This window comes from Paenibacillus radicis (ex Gao et al. 2016) (assembly GCF_014641555.1).
Lineage (GTDB): Bacteria > Bacillota > Bacilli > Paenibacillales > Paenibacillaceae > Pristimantibacillus > Pristimantibacillus radicis.
Genome location: NZ_BMHY01000007.1, coordinates 157,782 through 181,245 on the forward strand (window position 1 = coordinate 157,782; position 23,464 = coordinate 181,245).

General features: G+C 46.8%; 21 protein-coding genes and 1 pseudogene. 20 read left to right on the top strand and 2 right to left on the bottom strand.

Annotated elements, in window-relative coordinates:
- From IEX98_RS29235 to IEX98_RS18615, 13 genes and pseudogenes are all read left to right on the top strand, one after another.
- Positions 1-129, top strand: a pseudogene (locus tag IEX98_RS29235) (peroxiredoxin); the annotation flags it as partial.
- A gap of 181 nt (positions 130-310) precedes the next feature.
- Positions 311-727 (top strand): hypothetical protein, encoded by a 417-nt coding sequence (locus IEX98_RS18560; protein WP_188890689.1) that lies wholly within the window; start codon positions 311-313, stop codon positions 725-727.
- A gap of 159 nt (positions 728-886) precedes the next feature.
- Positions 887-1,702, top strand: a complete 816-nt coding sequence (sigI, locus tag IEX98_RS18565; RefSeq protein WP_188890690.1) for an RNA polymerase sigma factor SigI — start codon at positions 887-889, stop codon at positions 1,700-1,702.
- Positions 1,699-3,042: an anti-sigma-I factor RsgI family protein gene (locus IEX98_RS18570; protein WP_188890691.1), complete on the top strand. Its 1,344-nt coding sequence runs from the start codon at positions 1,699-1,701 to the stop codon at positions 3,040-3,042. Before sigI ends, IEX98_RS18570 begins: the two co-directional genes overlap by 4 nt.
- A 234-nt stretch (positions 3,043-3,276) precedes the next feature.
- Positions 3,277-4,656 carry an ATP-binding protein gene (locus IEX98_RS18575; RefSeq protein ID WP_188890799.1) on the top strand — a complete coding sequence of 460 codons (1,380 nt, stop codon included), beginning with the start codon at positions 3,277-3,279 and terminating at the stop codon, positions 4,654-4,656.
- 56 nt (positions 4,657-4,712) lie between these two features.
- Entirely contained in the window at positions 4,713-6,218 is a 1,506-nt protein-coding gene (locus IEX98_RS18580; protein ID WP_188890692.1) for a leucyl aminopeptidase, read from the top strand.
- Between the two features lie 56 nt (positions 6,219-6,274).
- Positions 6,275-6,619: a YojF family protein gene (locus IEX98_RS18585; protein ID WP_188890693.1), complete on the top strand. Its 345-nt coding sequence runs from the start codon at positions 6,275-6,277 to the stop codon at positions 6,617-6,619.
- Between the two features lie 30 nt (positions 6,620-6,649).
- A complete protein-coding gene (bshB2, locus tag IEX98_RS18590; protein WP_188890694.1) occupies positions 6,650-7,321 on the top strand; it encodes a bacillithiol biosynthesis deacetylase BshB2 in 672 nt (223 codons plus the stop codon).
- Between the two features lie 607 nt (positions 7,322-7,928).
- Positions 7,929-8,618: a hypothetical protein gene (locus IEX98_RS18595; RefSeq protein WP_188890695.1), complete on the top strand. Its 690-nt coding sequence runs from the start codon at positions 7,929-7,931 to the stop codon at positions 8,616-8,618.
- 210 nt (positions 8,619-8,828) lie between these two features.
- A complete protein-coding gene (locus tag IEX98_RS18600; RefSeq protein WP_188890696.1) occupies positions 8,829-9,518 on the top strand; it encodes a hypothetical protein in 690 nt (229 codons plus the stop codon).
- 717 nt (positions 9,519-10,235) lie between these two features.
- A complete protein-coding gene (locus IEX98_RS18605) occupies positions 10,236-10,595 on the top strand; it encodes an IDEAL domain-containing protein (RefSeq protein WP_188890697.1) in 360 nt (119 codons plus the stop codon).
- Complete coding sequence (locus IEX98_RS18610; RefSeq protein ID WP_188890698.1) at positions 10,567-10,773, top strand: hypothetical protein; 207 nt, start codon at positions 10,567-10,569, stop codon at positions 10,771-10,773. Before IEX98_RS18605 ends, IEX98_RS18610 begins: the two co-directional genes overlap by 29 nt.
- Before the next feature lie 195 nt (positions 10,774-10,968).
- Complete coding sequence (locus tag IEX98_RS18615) at positions 10,969-11,676, top strand: DNA alkylation repair protein (RefSeq protein WP_188890699.1); 708 nt, start codon at positions 10,969-10,971, stop codon at positions 11,674-11,676.
- Between the two features lie 102 nt (positions 11,677-11,778).
- On the opposite strand, the gene IEX98_RS18620 is transcribed toward IEX98_RS18615, so the two are convergent.
- Entirely contained in the window at positions 11,779-12,381 is a 603-nt protein-coding gene (locus tag IEX98_RS18620; protein ID WP_188890700.1) for a DJ-1/PfpI family protein, read from the bottom strand.
- Positions 12,382-12,627: 246 nt separating this feature from the next.
- Between IEX98_RS18620 and IEX98_RS18625 the strand changes: the two genes are divergently transcribed.
- The 5 genes from IEX98_RS18625 (at position 12,628) to IEX98_RS18645 (ending at position 19,238) form a co-directional block, all read left to right on the top strand.
- A complete protein-coding gene (locus IEX98_RS18625; RefSeq protein ID WP_188890701.1) occupies positions 12,628-14,448 on the top strand; it encodes a sensor histidine kinase in 1,821 nt (606 codons plus the stop codon).
- Entirely contained in the window at positions 14,426-15,763 is a 1,338-nt protein-coding gene (locus IEX98_RS18630; RefSeq protein ID WP_188890702.1) for a response regulator, read from the top strand. Before IEX98_RS18625 ends, IEX98_RS18630 begins: the two co-directional genes overlap by 23 nt.
- Positions 15,764-15,859: 96 nt before the next feature.
- Positions 15,860-16,789: a carbohydrate ABC transporter permease gene (locus IEX98_RS18635; RefSeq protein WP_374705362.1), complete on the top strand. Its 930-nt coding sequence runs from the start codon at positions 15,860-15,862 to the stop codon at positions 16,787-16,789.
- Positions 16,790-16,791: 2 nt separating this feature from the next.
- The gene (locus IEX98_RS18640) at positions 16,792-17,667 is read left to right on the top strand and encodes a carbohydrate ABC transporter permease (RefSeq protein ID WP_188890703.1); all 876 of its coding nucleotides are present in this window, start codon (positions 16,792-16,794) and stop codon (positions 17,665-17,667) included.
- A 122-nt stretch (positions 17,668-17,789) separates the two neighbouring features.
- Positions 17,790-19,238, top strand: a complete 1,449-nt coding sequence (locus IEX98_RS18645; RefSeq protein ID WP_188890704.1) for an ABC transporter substrate-binding protein — start codon at positions 17,790-17,792, stop codon at positions 19,236-19,238.
- 512 nt (positions 19,239-19,750) lie between these two features.
- Here IEX98_RS18645 and IEX98_RS18650 read toward each other — a convergent pair.
- Positions 19,751-20,767 carry a LacI family DNA-binding transcriptional regulator gene (locus tag IEX98_RS18650; RefSeq protein WP_188890705.1) on the bottom strand — a complete coding sequence of 339 codons (1,017 nt, stop codon included), beginning with the start codon at positions 20,765-20,767 and terminating at the stop codon, positions 19,751-19,753.
- 143 nt (positions 20,768-20,910) lie between these two features.
- Between IEX98_RS18650 and IEX98_RS18655 the strand changes: the two genes are divergently transcribed.
- On the top strand, positions 20,911-22,701 hold the full coding sequence (locus IEX98_RS18655; protein WP_188890706.1) for an L-fucose isomerase: 1,791 nt from the start codon (positions 20,911-20,913) through the stop codon (positions 22,699-22,701).
- A gap of 102 nt (positions 22,702-22,803) precedes the next feature.
- Positions 22,804-23,463, top strand: coding sequence for a class II aldolase/adducin family protein (locus IEX98_RS18660; RefSeq protein WP_042164109.1), 660 nt, complete (start codon positions 22,804-22,806; stop codon positions 23,461-23,463).
- Position 23,464 lies beyond the last annotated feature (1 nt).

The following is a 23,464-nucleotide window of genomic DNA, read 5'->3' on the forward strand; positions in this document are numbered from 1 at the left end:
CAAGTTGTTAACCACAACGACGTAGGCCGCAGCGTTGATGAAACGCTTCGCGTACTGCAAGCTTTGCAATCCGGCGGTCTGTGCCCAATGAACTGGAAACCAGGCCAACAGCATTTGACTGCGAAGTAAGATTTGAAGAGAAAGCCCGTGCCTTCCGGCACGGGCTTTTTTTTGGTTTTACTAGACCTTATCCGGGTAAATGTGCTTGTAAAGCAGGAATTTCGACCTCCGGCCTCGAATAAGTTTATTGAAACGAATCATTATCGTTCGCCGGCGTTATGCAGGCAGGCGTATAAGGAGGGAGCCGTCAATGAGCTTCTGCTGCGGTGCAAGTATGATCGGCACGAAGGGAACGTTAAAGCATTTTCGGACCCATATCCATAATGTGCCTATTATGTTCTGTCCGGTGTGTCACCGGGTAGAAATTCATTATCTCATCGAGAACGAATATGAAATATTAGCAGAATACGCGCACGGCGACGGCGCCGCGGAAGTGGATTTTCAAGAGTATGTTGAACAGGAAAACAAAGCGCTGCTGGAAAACTGCGTCAATCACGAGAACGAGGATCCAATGGACGTCGTGCTTAGCCAGATTGATATGGCGCTGGATTTGCTGAGCTTTGCAGGACAGATCGGCGATATGGAATGGCAAGACCAATTGAAGAAACGGTTAGGCACCTTAAACGGCAGACGCAATAAGTTGAGGCAGAGAAGAACTTCTGTTTAATGTTGTTGATTGACCTGTGATGCCTCCTTTTACGGGAGGCTTTTCATTTGCCGCCGCGAGGCGGCAAATGTCCGTTTAAGCCTATTCTCATAAATTTAATATATTACCCCCTAAATCCATAAAACGTTATCGATACATATAACAGAGAGGTGGAGCGGTTTGCTACTCTTATTGTTCAAACGGTTTTTCGGAAAGACCGCTTCTCCGAAATCGGCAAATATGAAACAAAATAAAGCTCCTGAAGCCATTGTGACTCAGATTAGGCAAGGCGATGACAGCTTGCGGGAGCAATTTATTTCCGATTACAGACCGTATATCGCCAAAGTAACCAGCCGGTTCTGTAAACGGTATGTAGACCCGACAAGGGATGATGAATTCAGCATTGCCTTGACGGCTTTTAATGAAGCGATTAATCAGTTCTCAACGGAATCTGGCCGATCCTTTCTTGGCTTTGCCGAGACGGTCATGAGACGCCGGCTGATCGACTTCGTGCGCAAGGAGCAAAGGCATACCCAATCGTTGCCATACAGCTCTTTCGAGATGCAGGATGAGGATGATCAGACCTACAATCCGATTGAGACAAGACAGGCTTTGCAAGCCTATGAACTGAAGCTCGCTTCCGATGAGCGGAAGATGGAAATTCATGAATATAGCAAGGAGCTTGAAAGCTTCGGCATCTCATTCATGGAACTGGTAGACAGCTCGCCCAAGCATGCAGATTCCAGGCAAATGCTGCTCGGCATTGCCTCTACGCTTGCAGGCGAAACGCATCTGTTCGAGCATCTTCGCGCAAGCGGCAAGCTTCCGGTCAAAGAGCTGACAGAGCTTTGTGGCGTATCGCGAAAAACCGTCGAACGCAATCGGAAATATATAATTGCAGTTTCTTTTTTATTACAAGGGTCGTATCCCTATTTATACGATTATTTGAACATACCGGGACAAGAGAGAGATATGAGTGAGGAGGCGGGAAGATGAATCGCGGTGTCGTAATGCAAGTAAACGGGAAACAGGCAGTCTTGATGACAGCGGACGGCAGATTCGTATCTATCCCGCTGAAGGAGAAAGTCCAGATTGGCGAAGAGATTCTCTTCGAAGCGAATACAGGGGCGGGCACCGGTGTTGCCGCTCATAAGCCGAGAAGAAAGCGCAGCTACTGGTACGCTGGAGCTGCAGCCGCGATCATCCTGCTCATCCTGCCGATCCTCTTTTTCGTCCAAAGCGATAGTCATCCTGTTGTCGCTTATGTCAGCATGGATATCAATCCGAGTATCGAAATCGGTGTTGATGCGAAGAAAAAAGTGTGGGAACTGCGTGCTCTGAATGAAGATGGCAATAAAATCATTGAAAATATAGCTTTTAAGGGCAAGCCGATCGAACAGGTTGCCGATTCGATTATGCAAAATATTGCGGGAGCCCATTATTTGAGCGGCTCGGAGAAAGATATCGTTATTACAAGTTTGCTCCTGAATCCGAGTGTTGGTCCCGATTTTGAAGCTGCTTTGGCACTGCAAGTCGACCAAGCGATCAAACGAATGATAAGCCAATTGACGCTCGATACGAAAACTACGATTACGGCGCTGTCGATTCCAGTCGAACTCCGCGATGAGGCGGCTATTAATGGAATCTCCTCAGGAAAGATGGCCGTCTATTTGATGGCAAAGGCAGAAGGCTATGCGATACCAATAGAGTCCTTAAAGCAGCAGTCCATCGATAAGGTGACAGAGCCGATCGGCGGGGTGAATACGATTGTCGAGCAGTCCGATCATACAAGCAAAGAAAAGCTGAAGGAGCTTGTGGACAAAGAGAAGCAGGAGAATGCGGCAAAGAAAGACAAGGGAAATACAGTGCCAATTCCGGTCAAACCAGCAACCGACGGCGGTAAGCAGGCGACCGCAACGATTACGAACAAACCGGGTAAGCCGTCTGCTACGCCCGGCAAATCACCTGTGCGCAAGCCGGAAACGCCGCATAAACCGAATAAGCCAAAGGAACCAGACAAAAAAAGTGACTGGAAGGAACAAAAGGACAGGCATAAAGCAGGAGGATCCGGCAAAGAACGCGAAGGTAAAACCAGAGGCGATCACCGGACCTGGGATGGGCACAAGCGTGATAAAAAGGATAAAGAGGTCCGGGGGAGCAGGAGCGGCGATCACGACTGGAACACGGGCAATGGGAAAGACAAGGGCAAACAAAAGGATAAGAGAGAAGATCAGGACAAGGGGCATAGTAGAGGGAGCGGCAAAAACGGTAAAAACTCGGATAACGAACGTAAGGGAAAAGGCCGTCAACATGGCAATGGAGAAAGAGTCGCGTAGCATGAAATTGTAAAAAATATTAGGCTTGCAGGGGGAAATTTCCTTTATAACGAAACATTCCTAGTACCCTTTAAGTCTAGTATAGGTGTACAGTCACAGGAAAAATGTCACCCATCTATTTCTATCATAACCATATTTCGACAAAGTTTCCGATTGACATCTATTGTTAACAAAATTTATGATTAAATAAATATTTGCAATGATGTCTACAGATTTGCCGGGGAGGAGTTTATGATGCAGCTGATTCGAAAGCGCTATTTCCCGGCGCTTGCCGAATATGTTAAAAGTGGAAAAGAAGTGTCCCTTTACAAGGCATCGGAGCTCGGTACTGATTTGCATGGCATGCATCCAGAGGAAGTTATCGCTATACATGAAGAGTGCATGCTAATCATCGTGGCGAATGTCGATTCCGACGAAGCGATCCAGCTTTATAATCGTTCTTTTATTTTTCTGATTGAAGTAATCGTCACTCTGCGTTTGCATGGTATTCCGGAAAAATCGTCGGAACAGCGTTTTACCGAAATGCGCGAAATGCTGTTTCGTTCCAATCGTTCGTTCGAAATGGTTAAAAATAAATATGAAAATGTGTTGCAGCATATGGATAACGGCATTGCGTTGTTTGACAGCGATGGAATTCTATCTTTTATCAACGTTCAAATGGCAAAGATGCTGGATATACCACGCAAGACTCTAATTGGCTGCAACCTTAATGAAATTTTGACGCATAGGCAGCTCAGTACGGCCACCAAGAAAGTGATCGTGCGGCTTTACAAGGAAATGTTTCTACGCCGAAGCGGGTATTATGAGTTTCAGGACAAGGATGGCAAGCATTTGCTTGTCACCGTTACATACGGCGATCAGCTGGAAGGCGATTTTTTGATCAACGTCAAGGATGTCTCTGAATACAAACAAATCGAGCAAACAGCGCTGCAGAACGACAAGCTGGCTATGCTGGGACGGATGTCCGCAGCTATTGCCCATGAAATAAGAAATCCGTTAACCTCCATCAGAGGTTTTATCCAGCTTCTCCGTCCCTACTTAATGCAGCTTGGCAAGGAAGAGTATGCGCGTATTATACTTGCGGAAATCGACCGGGCCAACGATATCATTTATGAATTTCTGAACTCATCCAAACCTTCTGCTCCTATGAAAAAGTCTGTATCGATCAACCGTCTGATTAATGAAGTGGTATTGCTTTCTGAGAGTGAAGCGTTAATGCGTAATTGTCATTTCCAAGTTGAAACCTATGATGAGGATACCGAAGTGATGGTATCGATCGACGTCAAGCAAATTAAACAAGTGATTCTGAACATTTTGAAAAATTCATTAGACGCCATCGATGAAGTCAGTGACCAGCGAAGGGGGAGAATTGATATCATCACCCGTTCCGACGGTCAGAACGCCGAGATCACAATAAGAGACAACGGCAAAGGAATGGACAGAGCGACATTGGCTCGCCTATTTGATCCGTTCTTTACGACAAAGGAAGCGGGAACCGGTCTGGGTCTGTCGGTAAGTTACCGAATTATCCGCAATCACGGGGGCTCTATCCGTGTCGATAGCCTGGAAGGAAGCGGCACATCGTTTACAATCTATTTGCCATTAACCGAATAAACGATTAGAATCGGGGTATACACCCCGATTTTGTTTTTGAAAGAGAGGAATTTTTGATGAGCACATCATTTACATATGAGACAACGGCTTCGGCCGGTTCGGCAGAAGCTATCGTTCGTCTAATTAGCCCTTCTGAACTGAAGGATCAGGCTGCGCAATGGGTACAGCCGCAAATCGACAACGCTTTACGCGCCGCTCAAACAAAAGGGCTGTTCAGAGGCGAGCTTGAACAAGCGGAGACATTCGCTACGCTGGGACTCCATTCGGCCAACCATATCGTATTCGTTGGCATAGGCGAGGAGGCAGGGCTTGACGAACTGCGGCTAGCAGGTGCTGTTGCAGCTAAAGCGATTATGAAACTTAAAGCGCAATCGGTACAGCTGCTGCTGCCGCAAAGTATTCTGGCAGGCAAGCTGTCGCCGGGAGCTGCAGCCCAGGCGTTGACGGAGGGTCTAAGGCTGGCGGTGCATGACAGGCTGCCTGAGCTGCGTAACGAGAAGCAGCGCTATTCGCTTGCGAAGCTAACCTTTGCTCCAGCAGCTGAACTTGCTGATCCCGAAAGCTTTGCCCGTCAATGGGCGAACGGTATCGCGCTGGGCCATACGGTGGCCGATGGCGTTATTGCAGCTCGTGATTTAACGAATATGGCTGGAAACCGTCTTCTTCCAGAAGGCTTAGCTACCTATGCAGAGGATTTGGCCCGGGAATATGATTTGGATATTGAGATCATCGATGAATGGACAGCACTTGAGCAAGGGATGGGCGGCTTGCTCGCCGTTGGTCAAGGTAGCGTCCACCCGCCGCGAATGATCGTGCTTCATTATAAAGGAGCTCCCGATGATGCAGAGACTTGGGGACTGATCGGCAAGGGCATTACGTTCGATACGGGCGGCATCTCGCTGAAAAAAGCAGCGGGCATGGAGGAGATGATCTCCGATATGGGCGGTGCAGCAGCGGTATTGGGCGCGATGCGCGTCATCGGTGAGTTGAAGCCTTCCGTTAATATTATCGCGGTAGTGCCTACAGCTGAGAACATGCCTTCAGATCGCGCATTCAAACCGGGCGATATCATTAAGATGATGAACGGTTTGACCGTTGAAGTCGTCAACACCGATGCAGAAGGACGTCTAGTCCTTGGCGATGGCTTGACGACAGCAATCCGCCGCGGCGCCACCAAGCTCGTCGATATTGCGACGCTGACCGGTGCTGTTCTGGCTGCGCTTGGCATTGAAGCGACAGGTGCGATAACGAACAATGAAGCACTGATGGAACAAGTGAAGCGGGCTTCGGAGCGGAGCGGCGAGCGGGTATGGCAGCTTCCGGCTTATCCGGAATACAAGAAGCAGTTGAACAGCGACGCTGCCGATTTGAAAAACAGCGGGGGCCGCTATGCAGGCACGATTACCGGCGGCTTGTTTGTCGGTGCATTTGCTGAGGATCTGCCTTGGGTTCATCTGGATATCGCGGGAACCGCCTTTTTGGACCGCAGCAGAGGCTGGGAGCCAAAGGGAGCTACTGGTGTAATGGTGCGTACTTTAGTGGAATTGGTAACGGAAAATTAAATAGGCGGCGGCCTTCTGGCCGCCGTTCAATATTGGCTTTGGGAAGGAGCAACGGCATGCAGCTCATTAATCAGAAGAGAGTCCAGCAACGAATCGATGCCTGGAAGGATCAGTCGCTATATGTACATGTCGAGATGACATCGGGAGCTTATGCAGCTCATAATGACAGTTCGAAGCATCCGGCGGCTACTTTTATTACGAATGCTGTTATTCACTATTCGGCAGGCTCTATTGCAGGAGAAGGTCCGTATCGAGTGGGGCTTAAAGCCGCGACCGGCTGGATCTATTCCGAAGGATTGACGCATTGGGACGAGCTGGATGAAGAACGGCTCATATTAGCTGGTCATGATAGTCAGGGTAAGCTTGTAGTTGCTTTACAGCTAAGTCCAAGCCCGTTTTAGAGAAACAAGGTAAGAGAGGAGCACATATCGATGGCAACTTTTCAACCGTATCAACGCATTCTCGTCATTTTGCCGCATCCGGACGATGAAGCCTTCGGGCTGTCAGGAACGCTGGCTAAAGCGATCGAGAATGGCGCGCATGTCACCTATGGCTGCTTAACGCTTGGCGAAATGGGCCGGACGATGGGAATTCCGCCTTTTGCCAACCGCGTAACACTGCCTAAATTCCGCCAGAAGGAGCTGGAGGAGTCTTGTCTTGCGATTGGTATCCAAGATTTAAGGCTGCTTGGCTTTCATGATAAAATGATTGAATTCGAGGATCAGGACAAGCTGGATGAAACGCTCGATGCATTGATCAAGGAAGTTGCGCCGGAAGTTATCATTACATTCTATCCCGGATACAGCGTCCATCCCGATCACGATGCGACAGGCGCTGCCGTCGTAAGAACAGTGGGCCGGTTGCCAGCCAATGAGCGTCCGCCGGTATTGTGCTTGGCCTTCTCGAGAAATACTGTAGAGAATATCGGTGAGCCTGACGTTCATAATGATGTAAACAACTTTTTGGAGCAAAAGATCGCTTCGGTGCTTGCGCACCGCTCGCAGTTCCAGATCAAGGAGCTTGAAGGGCCTGACAACTGGAAGCGCAAAGAAGTCCGTGAGCGCTTCGGAACTGAACATTTTTGGACGTATAAATTTAAATAAACAACAAGAATCCGCTGGCTGTGAGAGTTGGCGGATTTTTTTTTATTACTAAAGGTATGAAAAGATAGAAGGTTCTTAGCCCATATGCTTCTTTGGGGTGAAAAGCTGCTTTTCCCAACAGATAGTGCATCCGGGAAAAATGGTTACTACTCATACAATGGTCATGGGGATGTAATCTAGATTACGGATAGTACTGGTGCTACTATTAACAAATATGAATATGACATTTGGGGTAACATTTTAACCCAGACAGAAGAAATGTCTAATCCCTTTAAATATACAGGGGAATATTATGATCAACAGAATATCAACAAAGCTATACAAATAACTGTCTTCAGGTCTCAGTAAATATACTGGGGGATGGTAAACTTTATTATGGTGTCGATTTAAACAGATTTCTTAATAGATATGACTACTTGATTCCCAATGCCGCAGCAAATGCATTTGAATCGCTCTTTTACAATAATGCATTTACCAAAGCAGCGTATCGATCGCAGCTAAATAGTGAATACAAATATTATAATAATATGAATTGGTTGAGAAAAAGAGGGACTCAGGCTAAATTTCATATGTTTAGAATTGATATCCTGTTAGGGAGAGAGCCCGGATGATCTCTAGAAGAAACAAACTAATAATAATTGGTGTACTCATTTTGTTGATGCTAGCTATGGTTGTTAGCATACATTTCAGTTTCAAGGGAACGCCTTGGGGGAGAGCGAATTTTACACAAAGGACTGAGCAGTATCTTTCTAAAGTTAATTATAATTTTTCTAGTGAGTATAAGTTATCGACTGTTCACAGTTTTAAAACAGGTGAATATAAGTCGATTATCACACTTCCAAGTGGTATACAGTTTGAAGTGTTAGAGGATTATAGTAATAATTTATTTGATAACTATTATGTTGCCAAAGTAGAACACACTGTATCTAATGAAGCATCCGAAGCTATTAGAGGCATTTTTGATGGTAATCCACGGGTGACTCTACATATCGGGGGAGGGAAGGATACTAATAAAAAACTCACAGAGAGTAGTTCTTATACAAATTTAAATAGCGATATTAAAACACATGCTACCTTTTATGTTAAATTAGAAAATAAATTTACTTTCACGGATGAAAGTATTTTGATTGAACAATGTTCTAAGTTTATTAAATGGATAAAAACTAATAATTATGATGCAAATGTGTTTATATCTTTTAATGACGGATATGTAATAAATATTAGATATGATGAACTGCGGGTGATAAAAGATGGAGATGTTTTGAAACATGCTGTGAAGATTCAGACCAGAGTATAAATCATAGCAGAACGCACATGTGAGCTGTGTTTCCGATGTTAGATGGTACCTAAAAACTGGTGTGCAGCTGAATTGCTCCCTCTAGAATAGACATTGAACTAACCTCCGGGTTTTCCGATGTAATTCTAGGGGGGTATTTTTTATGCTGTTGAAAAAGGTATTCGGAAGAGTTAACGAAATGATTATAAATAAAGGAGGAACTCTTTACTATTGAATAATTGCACTATTAATAGCCAACGCAGGAGCATTGTTCCGATTAGTCATATTTATGAATACGGTAAAGTAAGGGATTTCGCAAAAAACTATATAGGGAATATAGTAACTGGATCAAATTATGCAGATATTACAATTGGAGATGTGACTAATAGATTTTATTTCAATGGAGGTAAAACAAATGCAGGAGGTAGTTATGAGAACGTAAATGGATCATTGATGATGGAACGAGATGATTTTCTTAAAGCAATGGGATTAACATATGAAAAAGGAAAGGATCAGCAGTTTACAATAACTCAAGCCCAAGTCAATTTCGAAAAGGGAGTAGACTATGGAACTGCAATAATTATATCAGCAGTTGGATTTGCTGAGGGATTTGCGATTCCTGCTTTTATAGCAGGTGGGGGGGTTGGATTTTATACTACATTTAGTAAATTTTATAATAGCCCCGGTGACTATACAGTCCATATTTATAAAACACTCTCACCAGATAAAGCTGGCTATACAATAGTTATAGTTGGTTATTATATTGACTCAGATGGTTTGAAGCACGAATATAGAGTTGTGGAGCAGCGTAGTAATATTTCTCCTCTTACGTATCAAGCGTATGTAGTAAATCCTTTTGATGTCAAACCAAAGGAAGAACCAAAGGTTGCGCCGCCACAACCAGGTCCTGGAAGAAGGTGAGAAAGCCTTGATAGGCTTCAATAATCTGATTTGTCCGAAGTGTAATAGTAAGCTTTCTAAAAGGTTGTTGTATAATCCCATACTATTGTCGAATTACAACTGTCATAATTGTAACTCTAAATTGATGTGGAATAAGTTTCGTAGGATTTCCTATTTTTTTCTATCGTTATTGTAATAGGCTATGGGGTTTTCTTGGATAGTATAGTGCATATAAAACATCAAGGTGGACTTTTATATTGGTGCGGTGTTGGTTCCTATATTTTATTAATACTATTATCATATCTACTAACACCGCTGTTATTTCCAAATCCATTACGGGCTGCAGAAAATGACGAGCCTTAACAAAAATTTATGCAACTAAATTTAAAAATAGTGATTAAGTATGTCCGTGAACCATTCTATGTTTGTTTTATAAAAACTAAATAACAGATTAATTATATTTTAGGCTGTTGAGGAATCCCTCCACAGTCTTTTTTATATTCTGATCTTTCAAGTAAATAAAGAATGATAAAGAATATCTTTTATTTTAACAAGTTAATACGTGTTCAACAGTAATGATTTTGCTATCGCATACGTTCTCGTAGCTTAACTTACTTCAAAGTTTAACTTCTTCAAATTTTTCCCCACAACCGCTTGACATCTTCAACTGTGTACTTTATTATTACAGTACTAAATAAAGTTACAGTTTGACTATTCTTGATTAAGGCGGTGGCTGTCATGAAATACGAAGTGAGCGACTGGGTACAGGGGAGAACGGTTAACGGCGAATTCATATTTGGGTTTGTTGAGCAAATAGACGCACTGCAAGGAATCGTGAAGGTCAATGTGGTGAAATCGGATAACGAAGGTTCGATTGGCAAACCGACGGTCGTACGCGAAAAATGGTTGAAAAAACTGCCGGAGCAAATTGAGCAGGATGAGGCTTCCGTCCGCAATCTGATCGATCTTGCGCTTTCGACGTGGGATGAAGCCTGGTTTATGGAACTGACGGAGCAATTGAACATGATCGAAACGGAAGCAAGCCAAAGAAAAGGATATGATGCAGCCTATGAATCGAGATTATCAGCTTTTATTTGAGCATGCTGGCGGCAAGGAAGAATCCCCAATAGCCGGACATGGAGTTGGAACGAACGCCGGACATAAAGGGGCATGCACAACCAAGTCTGCTCCAGGCTCGGAAAACAATTTCAACAAACCCGACCCGATACGGAGAACCGTCGAGCGTACGCCGAACTGGTTCCCAATCGGGGATTAATATAAAAGCTGTCTCGAAACGTTGGATGCAACGGTTTTGAGGCAGCTTTATTATTTTCATCTCGTTGGTAAAACATACGGATTTAACCGGAACATTTGTATTGAGAGAAAGCGCTCTCTCCGATATACTGAACAAGGACAAGCGAACTATTATTATGTTGTTTCGTCAATGGCGAAGAAGGGGACTCGAAACCTAATGACATACGAAGAGGTATTGGAAGCATTAGCTGGAATGGGAACGGAACAAACGAAAAAAACCTACATACGTCATGGGGCAAAAGAGCCGTTCTTCGGCGTTAAAATTGGGGATATGAAGAAGCTCGTTAAGTCTGTTAAAAGGGATCAGCAGCTGGCGCTGCAGCTTTACGAATCGGGGAACCACGACGCGATGTACTTGGCGGGACTGACCGTGAATCCCAAAACCATAACAAAGTCTCAACTTCAAAACTGGGTTGAGAAAGCTTATTGGTATTCTCTTGCTGAGTATACGGTGGCAGGTGTAGCCGCGGAAAGCGCATATGCCCATGAGCTCGCAATTGAATGGATCGAATCACAGGAAGAAATGATTGCGGTATGCGGCTGGAGCACCTACTCCAACTATGTATCGATTACACCGGACGAAGAGCTTGATATCGAAGAAATCCGGGCATATTTGGCTAGAGTACATGCCTCCATCCATACCGAACGGAACCGTGTGCGCTATACGATGAATCAGTTCGTTATTTCGGTAGGCGCTTATGTTAGGGAACTGACGGACCAAGCGAAGGCGGTCGGTGAAGCGATCGGCAAAGTACATGTCGATGTTGGCGATACAGCCTGCAAAGTGCCGCTGGCGAAAGCCTATATCGAGAAAATCGAGACGATGGGCAGAATCGGCAGCAAAAAGAAGACATGCATCTGTTAATCTATTTCTATCAACGGCTAACGGCAGCTAGGGGCGATCTAAATCGAGCATACGCTCATCGCCCAGGCTGCCGTTTATTATGCGGTACGGCGGAAATTTAAGCTACAGCGATAACGCCTCGCTATCACTCTCTTTGCCTGCATTCTCCTCGCGGACAAGCTTCAGAAACTCGCGCATGAAGCCGGGCAAATCCGGCCAAGCATGGCCGCTAACGAGCTTGCCGTCTACGTGAAGCGTATCTTCAGCATAAGTTGCGCCTAGCCGTTCAACTTCTAGCTTGCAGGCGTTATAGGCCGTCAAGGTGCGTCCCTTGAAGTAACCGGTGTCTGGCAGTGCCAAGAATACTTGAGCGCCATGACAAATCGCACCTACCGGCTTGTCTGCGTCAAGGAAATGCTGAACGATGCGCGGCAGCTCCGCATCCTGGCGAATATACTCCGGCGCTCTGCCGCCCGGAATAATTAGCGCTGCGTAGTCGGCGGGGTTCACGTCGGCGAAGCCGATATGGGAGGCGAGCAAATGCGCTGGTTTTTCCGTATAGGTATCCCAGCCTTCGATAAAATCATGAACGACAGTGTGCAGCACTTTTTTCTGCGGGGAAGCGATAACGGCCTCGTAGCCTTCCTCCAACACGCGATAATACGGATAATAGACTTCTAAAACCTCAGCTCCGTCACCGGTTAGAATAAGAATGGGTTTGGACATGGGCTCACACTCCTCTTTATCGATTATCGACATCGAAACAGACTGCCAGAATTATTATGCTTTCTCTGGAAAAGATTGTATATGATTCCAAAGTCACGACTTTGAGGAATGTTTTTTGCTGCATTTGTCGATTGAAGTCGGGATGTGCAAATTCGGTAGAAACAACTACAAAATAAATAAAATTAAACATACTGGATGTTCGCTTTTTTGCTATATTAAGGATAAGAGCTGGGGGTGCAGCACTAGATGAGAGCGGGCTTTAGAAATCCGATGACGAGCATTAAAGTGAGGCAGCAGCTGATTCTGCTGTTTCTGATCCTGGTTATACCGACCTTCCTTCTCCAGTGGTACGGGAACAACAGGGCGGAGCAAATTTTGAAGCGTCATGTAACCAATGCCTATGTCGAGCTCAACAAGCAAAATCATACGCTGATTGAACGGGATATTGATACTGTCAATCGAATTACGACGACAATTATTCAAAATCCGACGACACAGCAGCTGATTCCGAGAGAATCCGATACGGTTATTCAACGCGTACGCAAATATGACAAAATGGATAAGCTGCTTGCCGCCTATTCTACGCCTTTGAACGGCGGAGAGGCGGTCTATTATTCTCTTTATATTTATGATCCGAATGATTACTATTTTTTTGCGCCAAAGCTCCAAGTGACGCCAAGCGGTGTGTATTTCTTTAATAAAGCCAACAAACCTGCATGGTTTGATGCCGCCGTTGAGAAAAGAGGGCAGGGCTTTATGCGCATTACGGAAAGTAATGACATGCTGCTGAAAAGGCAGACGCTCGCTTATGTCCGCGCGGTCTATACAACATCCGAGGGGCACGGCGTCATCGGGGTATTGATCGCCACCAAGATGGAGAAGAAAATTGGCGAGTCGCTGCAGTCGGTCGAGCTGCCGGGCAGTGAAATTTATTTTACCGATACGGATAACAAGGTGCTTGCTTCCAACGAGACGGGCATGATGGGTACGACGCTTTCGCTCCCTGAAAACGTTTACTTGGGCAAAGGTGAGGCTCGTCCCATTATGACGGGTGATTATATTTATGTCATGCATGAGAATGAAACGTCACAGCACCGGCTGATTTATAAAATTCCGGTCAAATCACTGCTTCAGCAGCAGAATGAACTGAAGCGGGTTATTCAATTCATTTCCATCGGATACGCGCTGTTCGGATGTATCCTGATCGTCTATTTCTGGCGATCCCTCATGAGACCGCTTCAGAAGCTGGCTTCCTTCGTTCGCGGCTACGAGCCCGGCAGACGTGTACCGGAGACTCCCGGCGGAGGTCGCAACGATGAGGTTGGTGTTCTCATAGCCGCGATGTACGACATGGCACGAAGATTGAATGTGCTCATCCATAACAATTACAAAATGGAAATTAAACAAAAGGAAAATCAGCTGCAAATTTTGTATCAGCAGATTAATCCGCATTTGCTGTATAACACGCTGGAAAGCATTTATTGGAAAAGCTCGCTGGAAGGCAAGTCCGAATCCGCTGAGATGATTAAGGAGCTGTCCAAGCTGATGAAGATCAGCTTAAGCCGCGGGAGAGAGCTGATCACGCTTGCGGAAGAGCTGGAGCATGCTGCGGCTTACGTCCATCTGCAGTTGAAACGTTATGATTATGATTTCCAAGTGATTTGGTCCGTTCCGGCAGAGATGATGCATCATCTTATTCCGAAGGTCACCTTGCAGCCGTTGATCGAAAATGCGATTTTACATGGTGTGCGGCATATGGGCGAGGATGGGGAGATCGTCATTTCGGCGGCTTACGAGGAAGACAAACTGCTCATTCGTGTAGAGGATAACGGCTATAAGGAAGTGGATTATAAATCCATTGAGGATCTGCTGAATGAAGAACCTTCTAATCCGTCGCCGCTGGGCTACGGAATCCGAAATATACATCAAAGGCTCCGGCTGCATTTCGGCAACTTGTACGGCATTCATTATAGTAAACGCGGCGGCGGCGGTACAATCGTGACGATCGTACTTCCAGCAGCTATTGAAATGGGGGAGCAAAGCGATGTATACGATATTGGTCGTTGATGATGAACCGTTGATTTGTAAAGGGCTTTGCAGCCTTTTGGCCGCTTCCGGCATCGATATTCAAACAATTCACATGGCGCACAATGGATATGAGGCACTGGACTACTTGCGGGCGGAGGATATTGATCTGCTCGTGACTGACATTCAGATGGGAACGATGAACGGCATCGAGCTGATGCAGCAAGCGAAAATGATTAAACCGTGGATTGAAACGATTATTATATCCGCTCATGAGACGTTCCAATATGCACAAATGGCGCTGCGGCTTGGGGCGAAGGATTATTTGATCAAGCCGCTGAACGGCGATCAGTTTCTGGACTCGGTAAGGAATGTACTGCTCAAAATGCGCAAGCCGGAGCCGGCGGGGCAAGATGAACTCATTGCCGGCTTGCGTGAGCATTTCTATATGGCGGAGCCGCTCCCGCAAAGCGTGGATTGGCTGAACCGTCTCGTGGCCGATCCGCGCGGGACAATCGAGCTTGCAGGAAAGCTGGAAGCAAAGCATGGGATCAGGCTGGCTGGCCCATATTTCTCAATGCTGCGTATCAAATTGAACTGGGATGGCGGGCCGGGCGACAGCAAGCGGAAGCTTGTGTCCGGCGACGGCAAGCTGCTGCAGTACGCCGCGCTTAACATTACGAATGAGCTGCTCAACGAGCAGAGAAGCCACACCGCCTTCTATTGCTCCGATCAAGAGATTGGCGTTATTTTGCAATGGAACGAGGAGCAGTACGAGGAAGCGGGAGCCGATCGCGTCAATGAGCTCGATATGATCGGCCGCAGCCTTAATTTCAACATTCATAAGTTTTTAGGCATATCGAGCATGGTCGGCATCAGCCAAATTATGAAAGGGATCGAGTATCTCAATGTGTTGAATGAGCAATCGAATAAAGCGCTGCAGCTTAGCGGGCAGCATCCGGATCATTTCGTCTTTTATTACGGCGATTTCAATTGGAGCCTTTATCCGAAGCAGCCTTCTGAGGAAGAGCTAAGCGCTCAGACGAGCATGATTGTAGACAAAGCGAAGACCTACATCCACGAGCGTTATGCGCAAAAGGGGCTGACCTTGCATGAGGTCGCGCATAACAATCACGTAAGCCCTAACTATTTGAGCTACTTGTTCAAAAAGGAAACCGGTATTAATTTATGGGAGTATGTCATTAAATTGCGAATGGAAGAGAGCCGCAGGCTGCTGCTGCAGACTGATTTGCGGCGCTATGAAATATCGGAGCGGGTCGGGTACGAATCTCCGGAGCATTTTAGCAAAATTTTCAAAAAGTATTTCGGAATTAGCCCTAGCGAGCTAAAGAAGTAAAATCGCCTATCATTAGCTTAGATACGCACCTTATCTAGTAGGGGACTTTTTTTCTACAATGAGATGGAGCGATAGATAAGAAATGAGGGAGACATAATGGAACAATCAACACCAGCTATGTATGGGCCGCCGAATACCGCACCTAAGCGGAAGAGCAGGCTGGCCCGCGGGACAAGGAAATATTTTTGGGGACTCTTATTTCTATTGCCTGCATTTGCGATCTTTATTCTGTTTCTATGGGTGCCGATTGTAAAAGGATTTACGTACAGCTTCTATCACATCGACTTTGTCAAAGGCGACAATTTCGTCGGCTTCGACAACTATAAGGCTGTCTTGAGCGACAGCGATGTATGGATTGCAGTGAAAAATACGCTTTATTATATGTTCTTGGCTCTCGTAATCGGCTTTTGGGTACCGATATTGTTTGCGATTGCCATATCTGAATTGCGCCGGTTTCAAGGGTTTGTACGGGTAGCTGCTTATTTGCCTAACGTCCTTCCCTTGGTCGTTCTCTACGGCCTGTGGCGCTGGTTCTATGATTCTGTTGGACCGATCAACTTCGTAATCACAAAACTGGGGCTTGACCCTGTGGCCTTTATGACCAATACGAAATGGTCGATGATATCGATTGTCATCATGGAAACGTGGCAATCCTTCGGTTCTGCCATGCTAATCTATCTGGCTGCTGTACTCAGCATTCCCCGCGACTGGTACGAGGCGGCAGAGATTGACGGTGCCGGCGTCTGGAACCGGATTCGGTACATTACGCTGCCTTCCATTAGCAAATTAATTGGACTTCTCTTGATTCTGCAAATTATTGCAACGACGCAAGGCTACCAATCTCAATACGCTATGCTTGACGGCGGACCTAACAAAGCGACGCTTACGTATTCACTATACATCGTCAAGAACGCGTTCACGAGACTTGATTTCGGCGTTGCTTCGGCTCTGGGTGTGCTCATGTTCCTCGTATTGGGCGGCATCGGTGTTCTGCAATACAGGCTGCAGCGGAAAGGGGAAAACTAAAAATGAAGCCATTGGATAGGGGGATATTATCCCCGCACGACTTTAAGAGAAGACCGAACCAGATCGGTTACGGCATCATGGTGCTCGTTATTATAGCTATGGTCTTATCCATGCTGTACCCGATATTAATTACGCTGTTCAACGGCTTAAAGGCGAATGTGGAGGTTAACACGTTCCCGCCGCATTTTCTGCCTCAAGATGGATGGCATTTCGAAAATTATAAACGGGCATGGAAATTCATTGAGCTTCCGCTCTTTTTCCGTAATACGATGTTTATCTTCCTGGGGAATATGGCTGTAACCATTGGCGTGCTGGGACTTGCTGCGTTCAGCTTATCCAAGCTTAATGTGCCCCGTAAAAAATTGGTGCAGTTTTTCTTCATGATGACGCTTTTTATTCCTCCAACAACGTACATCATTCCGAACTTCTTGAACCTGAAGGATTTGTCACTTTTAAATACGTTTTATGCACTCTGGCTGCCGGCTGGCGCCAATGCATTTTTCCTGCTGCTGCTTAAAAATTTCTTCGACGATCTTCACTTTGAAATGTTCGAAGCGGCAAGAATCGACGGAGCTTCAGAATGGAGAACGTACACGCAAATTGCCGTACCGTTGTCGCTTCCGATCTTTTCGACACTCGCGATTTTCGTCTTTTCGGCGGCTTGGAATGACTGGTTCTGGCCAATGCTCGTCATGCACAGCAATGAAAAATATCCGCTCGCGACAGCTATTTACAAGTATGTCATTGGCGCACAAAGGCTCGATGTCAACATCCGCTTCGCCATCCTAACGTTTGTCATGCTTCCGCCAATTTTTATATTCTTGCTCTTCCAAAAATACATCATGAGAGGCTTGCATTTGGGCGGAGTAAAAGGTTAATGACAAATTTCACGGAACGTAATGATGCACACAATCGGAATAGGAATACACCTCGTGTTGTATCGTTGCGCTCCATTATGATGAATATGCAACAACATTTCGAAGCGAAAAGGGGAGTTTCCATGCGTAAATACGCAGGCATTTTTATCAGTCTCGTGCTTTTGATCTCCATGCTTTCTGCTTGTAGCGGCGGAAGCAAAAACAACAACGAACCACCAAAAGGGACGGACACGGAAACGCAAAAACCGGCAGCTACGACGGACGCAACGGCAGCACCGGAAGATGACATTACAAAGAAAAAAATTAAAATCAGTATCTACTATCCGCTTCCTGACCAAGTGGAAAACCGCAAGCTGGAAGATGACAAAATTGCTCGTTTTAACGCGGTATACCCAAATGTTGAAATCGTGAAGAGCGATTGGCACTACAAACCAGATGAAATTGGCATTAAAATGGCTGCAAACGAAGCGCCAACGTTCTACAATACATTCGCGACAGAAGCAAGCTTCTTGGTTGAAAAAGGCTGGGCTGCTGATATTACCGATCTGTACGACAAATACGAGTACAAAGATCAAATCAACAGCGTATTGCAAGACACGTTCAACATCAATGGCAAAATTTACGGCGTACCGCAAAAAGGCTATGTAGTAACGACAGTTGTAAACAAAAAAATGCTGGATGAAAAAGGCGTTGCCCTTCCTTCTTATGACTGGACTTGGGATGATATGCTGAACACAGCAATAGGCGTAGCCGACACGAAAAAAGGCATCGCTGGTATCGCTCCTATGGGTAAAGGAACGGAAGCTGGCTGGAACTGGACGAACTTCTTGTTCGAAGCAGGCGGCGATGTGCAAACGGTTGACGGCAAAGTAACAGCTGCATTCAACTCCGAAGCTGGCTTGAAAGCGCTTGAGTTCTATAACAAGCTGAGATGGGAAGCAAACGTTATTCCGCAAGACTGGGCACTGGGCTGGGGCGATGCATTAGGCGCATTTGCAAATGGACGTACAGCAATGGTTATTGCTGGTGCTGAGAACATTCTGGAGCAAGCTTTGAACCAAGGCGGCATGAAAATCGCTGATGTATTAACATACCCGATGCCTTCCGCAGAAAAAGGCGGCAAGCACACAGGTGTATTGGGCGGCGACTACCTAATCATCAACCCGAATGCATCGAAAGACGAGCAAGAAATGGCATTCCGTTATATCACATTTGACTACTTCTCCGATAAGTATCTGCAAGCAATCGAGAAGGATATCCAAGCTCGTAAAGCAGAAGGTAAATTCTACATCCCGCCGCATATCAACTACTATGCTGCTGATTCCGAATATGGTAAAAAAATGCAAGCAATCTTCGATAAATACGACAACGTATACAAATATGATGCCGAATCGAATAAATTGCTGGACGGTAAAGCAGAAGCGCAGTACAACACGCAAGATTACTACGGCGCTATGGCTAACGTCATTCAAGAAGTATTCTCCAAAAAAGGAACTAACCTGCAAGGCCAATTGGATGCTGCAGCTAAGCTTGTTCAAGAGAAATTCTTCGATCCCATTAAAGTTGAGTAGTCTGTTATAAAATGAACCAGGCTGGCCTTTGAGCAGATTTGCTGCTCAAGGGCCAGTCTTTTTTTTTTTTGCTGAGCAGGAGTAAACCAACTACAAGACAGCTATAATGCTGGTTGACACCTCCAGCGAAGCTGCTTCGCTATCTAGCGAAGTCTTATTCGCTATTAGCCTATGTTTGACGCGATGTCGTTCAATTAGCGAAGTGATTTTCGCTCTTCGTGAACCTTGGTTCGCCAATTGCGAAATTCGTTTCGCTCCGCTATGGCAATCACCTCACATTAACTGCTGCAACGAAGTTGTCTTCGTTAAATTGCGAAGCTGCTTCGTTACAAGCCTACCAGCCAGCGGGCAGCCAAGGTTCCCTATTTCATTTACTTGCCTCGAACTAGCTGCGACAAGCGAAAGCGGCTTCGCTTTTTTGCGAAGCCGCTTCGTTATACAGGCATGAGAACGTTAATACAGAAACAGTTTAATTGAGCTGTCCGATTATAAACTGCCCTCCACTGCCTCACTTAGTCCAGCAGCCGCTTCACGGAGCTGCGCACGACGAGCTCGGCAGGGAGAACGATTTTTTTCCAAGGGCCAGCATCCTCACGGTTTTGAATCCGGTCAATGAGCATTTGCATGCCCATGTAGCCAAACTGATAGGCCTGTTGGGCGACCACTGTAATGAAGGGATCGATCTCGGAGTAGGGACCAAAGTCGTCGAAGCAGACAATCGAGATGTCATCAGGGATGCGCAGTCCGCGTTTGCGGAGCAGCCCGATCACTTCGACAGCCAGCACGTTGTTGCCGGCTACGATGGCTGAGGGCATCGGATCCAGCGAGCTGATCCATGCGTCAAGCTCGGTCAGGTCGCTGCGCGGGCCAAAGCTCGTCTCGAACACCCGCTCCTCATGCAGCGGCAGTCCGTTCAGCTTGAGCGCCTCCTCATAGCCTAGCCGCCGCATTCGGGCGCTGGAGACGGAGCTGGAGCCATTGACCAAGGCGATGTGCTGATGGCCTTGGCTGGCTAGCTGATCGACGAGCTGTCTCGCTCCCTCTTTGCTGTCGCCAAGCACGATGTCGCATTCGATGCCTGGCACTTCACGATCGAGCAGCACAAATGGGATATTATGCAGCCTCAGTTGCTCCAAGTGCGGCAGTGAAGGATCGCCAGTAGGGGCGATAAGGACGCCGTCTACCCGTGTTGTCAGAATCGTATTCATGTAGCCGGCTTCCTTCTCCAGATTCTCGTCGCTGTTGCCGAATAGAAGGCGATAGCCGTTTTTCGTAGCGGCATCTTCCGCTCCGCGTGATAATGTCGTATAGAAGGGATTCGTAATATCGGTAATCAGCAGAAATAGAATGCGTGTCTGCTGGAGGACGAGGCTGCGTGCCATCTGATTCGGCACATAGTTCATTTCCTCCATCACTTTCTTGACCTTAGCCTTCGTTTTCTCACTAATTCGCCCTGTGTTATTGATAACTCTAGAAACCGTCATAGCCGATACATTCGCTTTGGCGGCGATATCATAGATCGTAACCATACCGTTAAGCTCCTCGCGTTAAATCATAATTTTATATTACAAGAGAAAGAAGTTGACAGCAAGGTACAGCCTTGATAAATTGGAGTTATCGGTAACGCAAATCATTCGATACCGGCACTCATTTTAACATTGGAGGGTTTATTATGGTGGATACAGCATATCGCTTTCAAAGTGGTTTCCCGAAGATCGGTATTCGTCCAACGATTGACGGTCGTCGCAAAGGGGTTCGCGAGTCGCTTGAAGTACAAACGATGAATATGGCGCAATCGGTCGCCGATTTGATCTCGGAGCACTTGCGCTATCCGAACGGCGAACGAGTGGAATGCGTCATTGCAGACAGCACCATCGGCGGCGTGGCAGAAGCAGCTGCTTGTGCGGATAAATTTGCCCGTGAAAATGTAGGGGTATCGATAACGGTAACGCCATGCTGGTGTTACGGTACGGAAACGATGGACATGAATGCATCGATTCCAAACGCAGTGTGGGGTTTTAACGGCACAGAACGTCCAGGTGCGGTTTATTTGGCTGCGGTATTGTCCGGCTACGCACAAAAAGGCATTCCTGCATTCGGTATTTACGGTCAAGAGGTACAAGAAGCATCTGATACTTCCATTCCTGAAGATGTGAAGGGCAAGCTGCTTTCGTTCGCAAACGCAGGTCTCGTTGTCGCTTACATGCGCGGCAAATCCTATCTGTCGATGGGTTCCGTATCGATGGGTATCGCTGGTTCCATCGTTAATGACGCGTTCTTCCAGGAGTATCTGGGCATGCGCACTGAATATATCGATATGTCCGAATTTGTACGCCGCTTCGAAGAGCAAATCTATGATGTTGCGGAATATGAGAAAGCGCTTGCATGGACGAAGAAGAACTGTCTCGAAGGTCCGGACAACAATCCGGCCAGCATTCAAACGACGCGCGAGCAGAAGGACAAGGACTGGGAGACTGTTGTCAAAATGGCACTCATCGCCCGCGACCTGATGGTCGGCAACCCGCGTCTCGCGGAGCTGGGCTTCGGTGAAGAGGCAATGGGACATAATGCGATCGTCTCCGGCTTCCAAGGCCAACGTCAATGGACGGATCATTTCCCGAACGGCGACTTTATGGAGTCGATCTTGAACTCTTCCTTTGACTGGAACGGCATCCGTCCTCCATTCCTCGTATCGACGGAGAATGACAGCTTGAACGGCGTCGTTATGCTCTTCGGTTACTTGCTGACTAATACGGCGCAAATTTTCGCCGATGTGCGTACGTACTGGAGTCCAGAATCGGTTAAACGTGTGACGGGCCACGAGCTGAGCGGCCATGCTGCCGGCGGTATTCTTCACTTGATCAACTCCGGTTCGGCGACGCTGGACGGCACAGGCGAACAGCAGCGCGACGGCAAGCCGGTGCTTAAGCCATTCTGGGAAATTACAGAGAAAGAAGCAGCCGATTGCTTGTCTGCGACTTCATGGCGTCCGGCTGGCGTGGAATATTTCCGCGGCGGCGGCTACTCCTCGGACTTCCTGACTCGCGGCGGTATGCCGATGACGATGTCCCGTATCAACCTTGTTAAAGGAATTGGACCTGTGCTGCAAATCGCAGAAGGCTATTCCGTTGATCTGCCGGCAGACGTGCACGATACCCTCGACAAACGGACGGACTCCACTTGGCCGACAACTTGGTTTGCACCAATTCTGACAGGCGAAGGCGCGTTCACGACGGTGTATGATGTAATGGACAATTGGGGAGCGAACCATGGCTCGATCAGCTACGGCCATATCGGCGCGGATCTGATTACACTGGCATCGATGCTTCGCATTCCGGTCAACATGCACAACGTGCCGGAAGAGAAGATTTTCCGTCCGCGCGTTTGGGGCTTGTTCGGCACAGAAAGTAAAGAAAGCGCCGATTACCGCGCTTGCAGCAATTTTGGACCTTTGTACAACTAAGCTAGTTTGACGCATGCCGAGCTGTTTCTCCCTACGGAGAGGCGCTCGGCTGCGCTATGCCATTGAACAGATAAACGAAATTAGGGATCGGGGGAAAATAGGATGAGCAGCATGGACATTCGTCAGGAACTGTGCAAATACGCAAAAAAAACGGTAGCTAATAAATTGGTGGTTGGTCCTGGCGGCAATATTAGCGCCAAGCATGAGGGTAAAATGTATCTTTCCCCAAGCGGCTTTGCACTCGATGAAGTGGAGCCGGAGCAATGGGTTGAAGTAGATATAGAGACGGGAGCGATTACAGACATCGGTCTGCGTCCTTCCTCTGAAGTGCTGATGCATCTGTGGGCGTACCGGGCGAACCCGTCGATTGGAGCAATCGTTCATACGCATCCGCCGTATTGCATCGCGTTCACACTCGTGGAAACCGAGCTTCCGATTATGTTCCCGGACCAAGCGGCGCTTGTCGGCAAAACGGTATACGTACCGTACGTATTGCCGACGACAGATAAGCTCGCTGAAGCGCTCGTTGAGAAAGTGAACGACGCAAGCTCGATTCTTCTTGGCAACCATGGACTGGTTACGACAGGCCGTAATTTGCGTGAAGCATATTACCGGACTGAAGTGGTTGAGGAAAGCTCAAAAATTTTCCTGATCGCAAAAGCGATTAAAGAGCCAAAGGTGCTCACTAAAGAAGAGTTTGAGGAAATCGCCTCGCTGGAGAGCGAAGCGTACCGGATTCAACTGCTGCAAAAAATGCAATAAG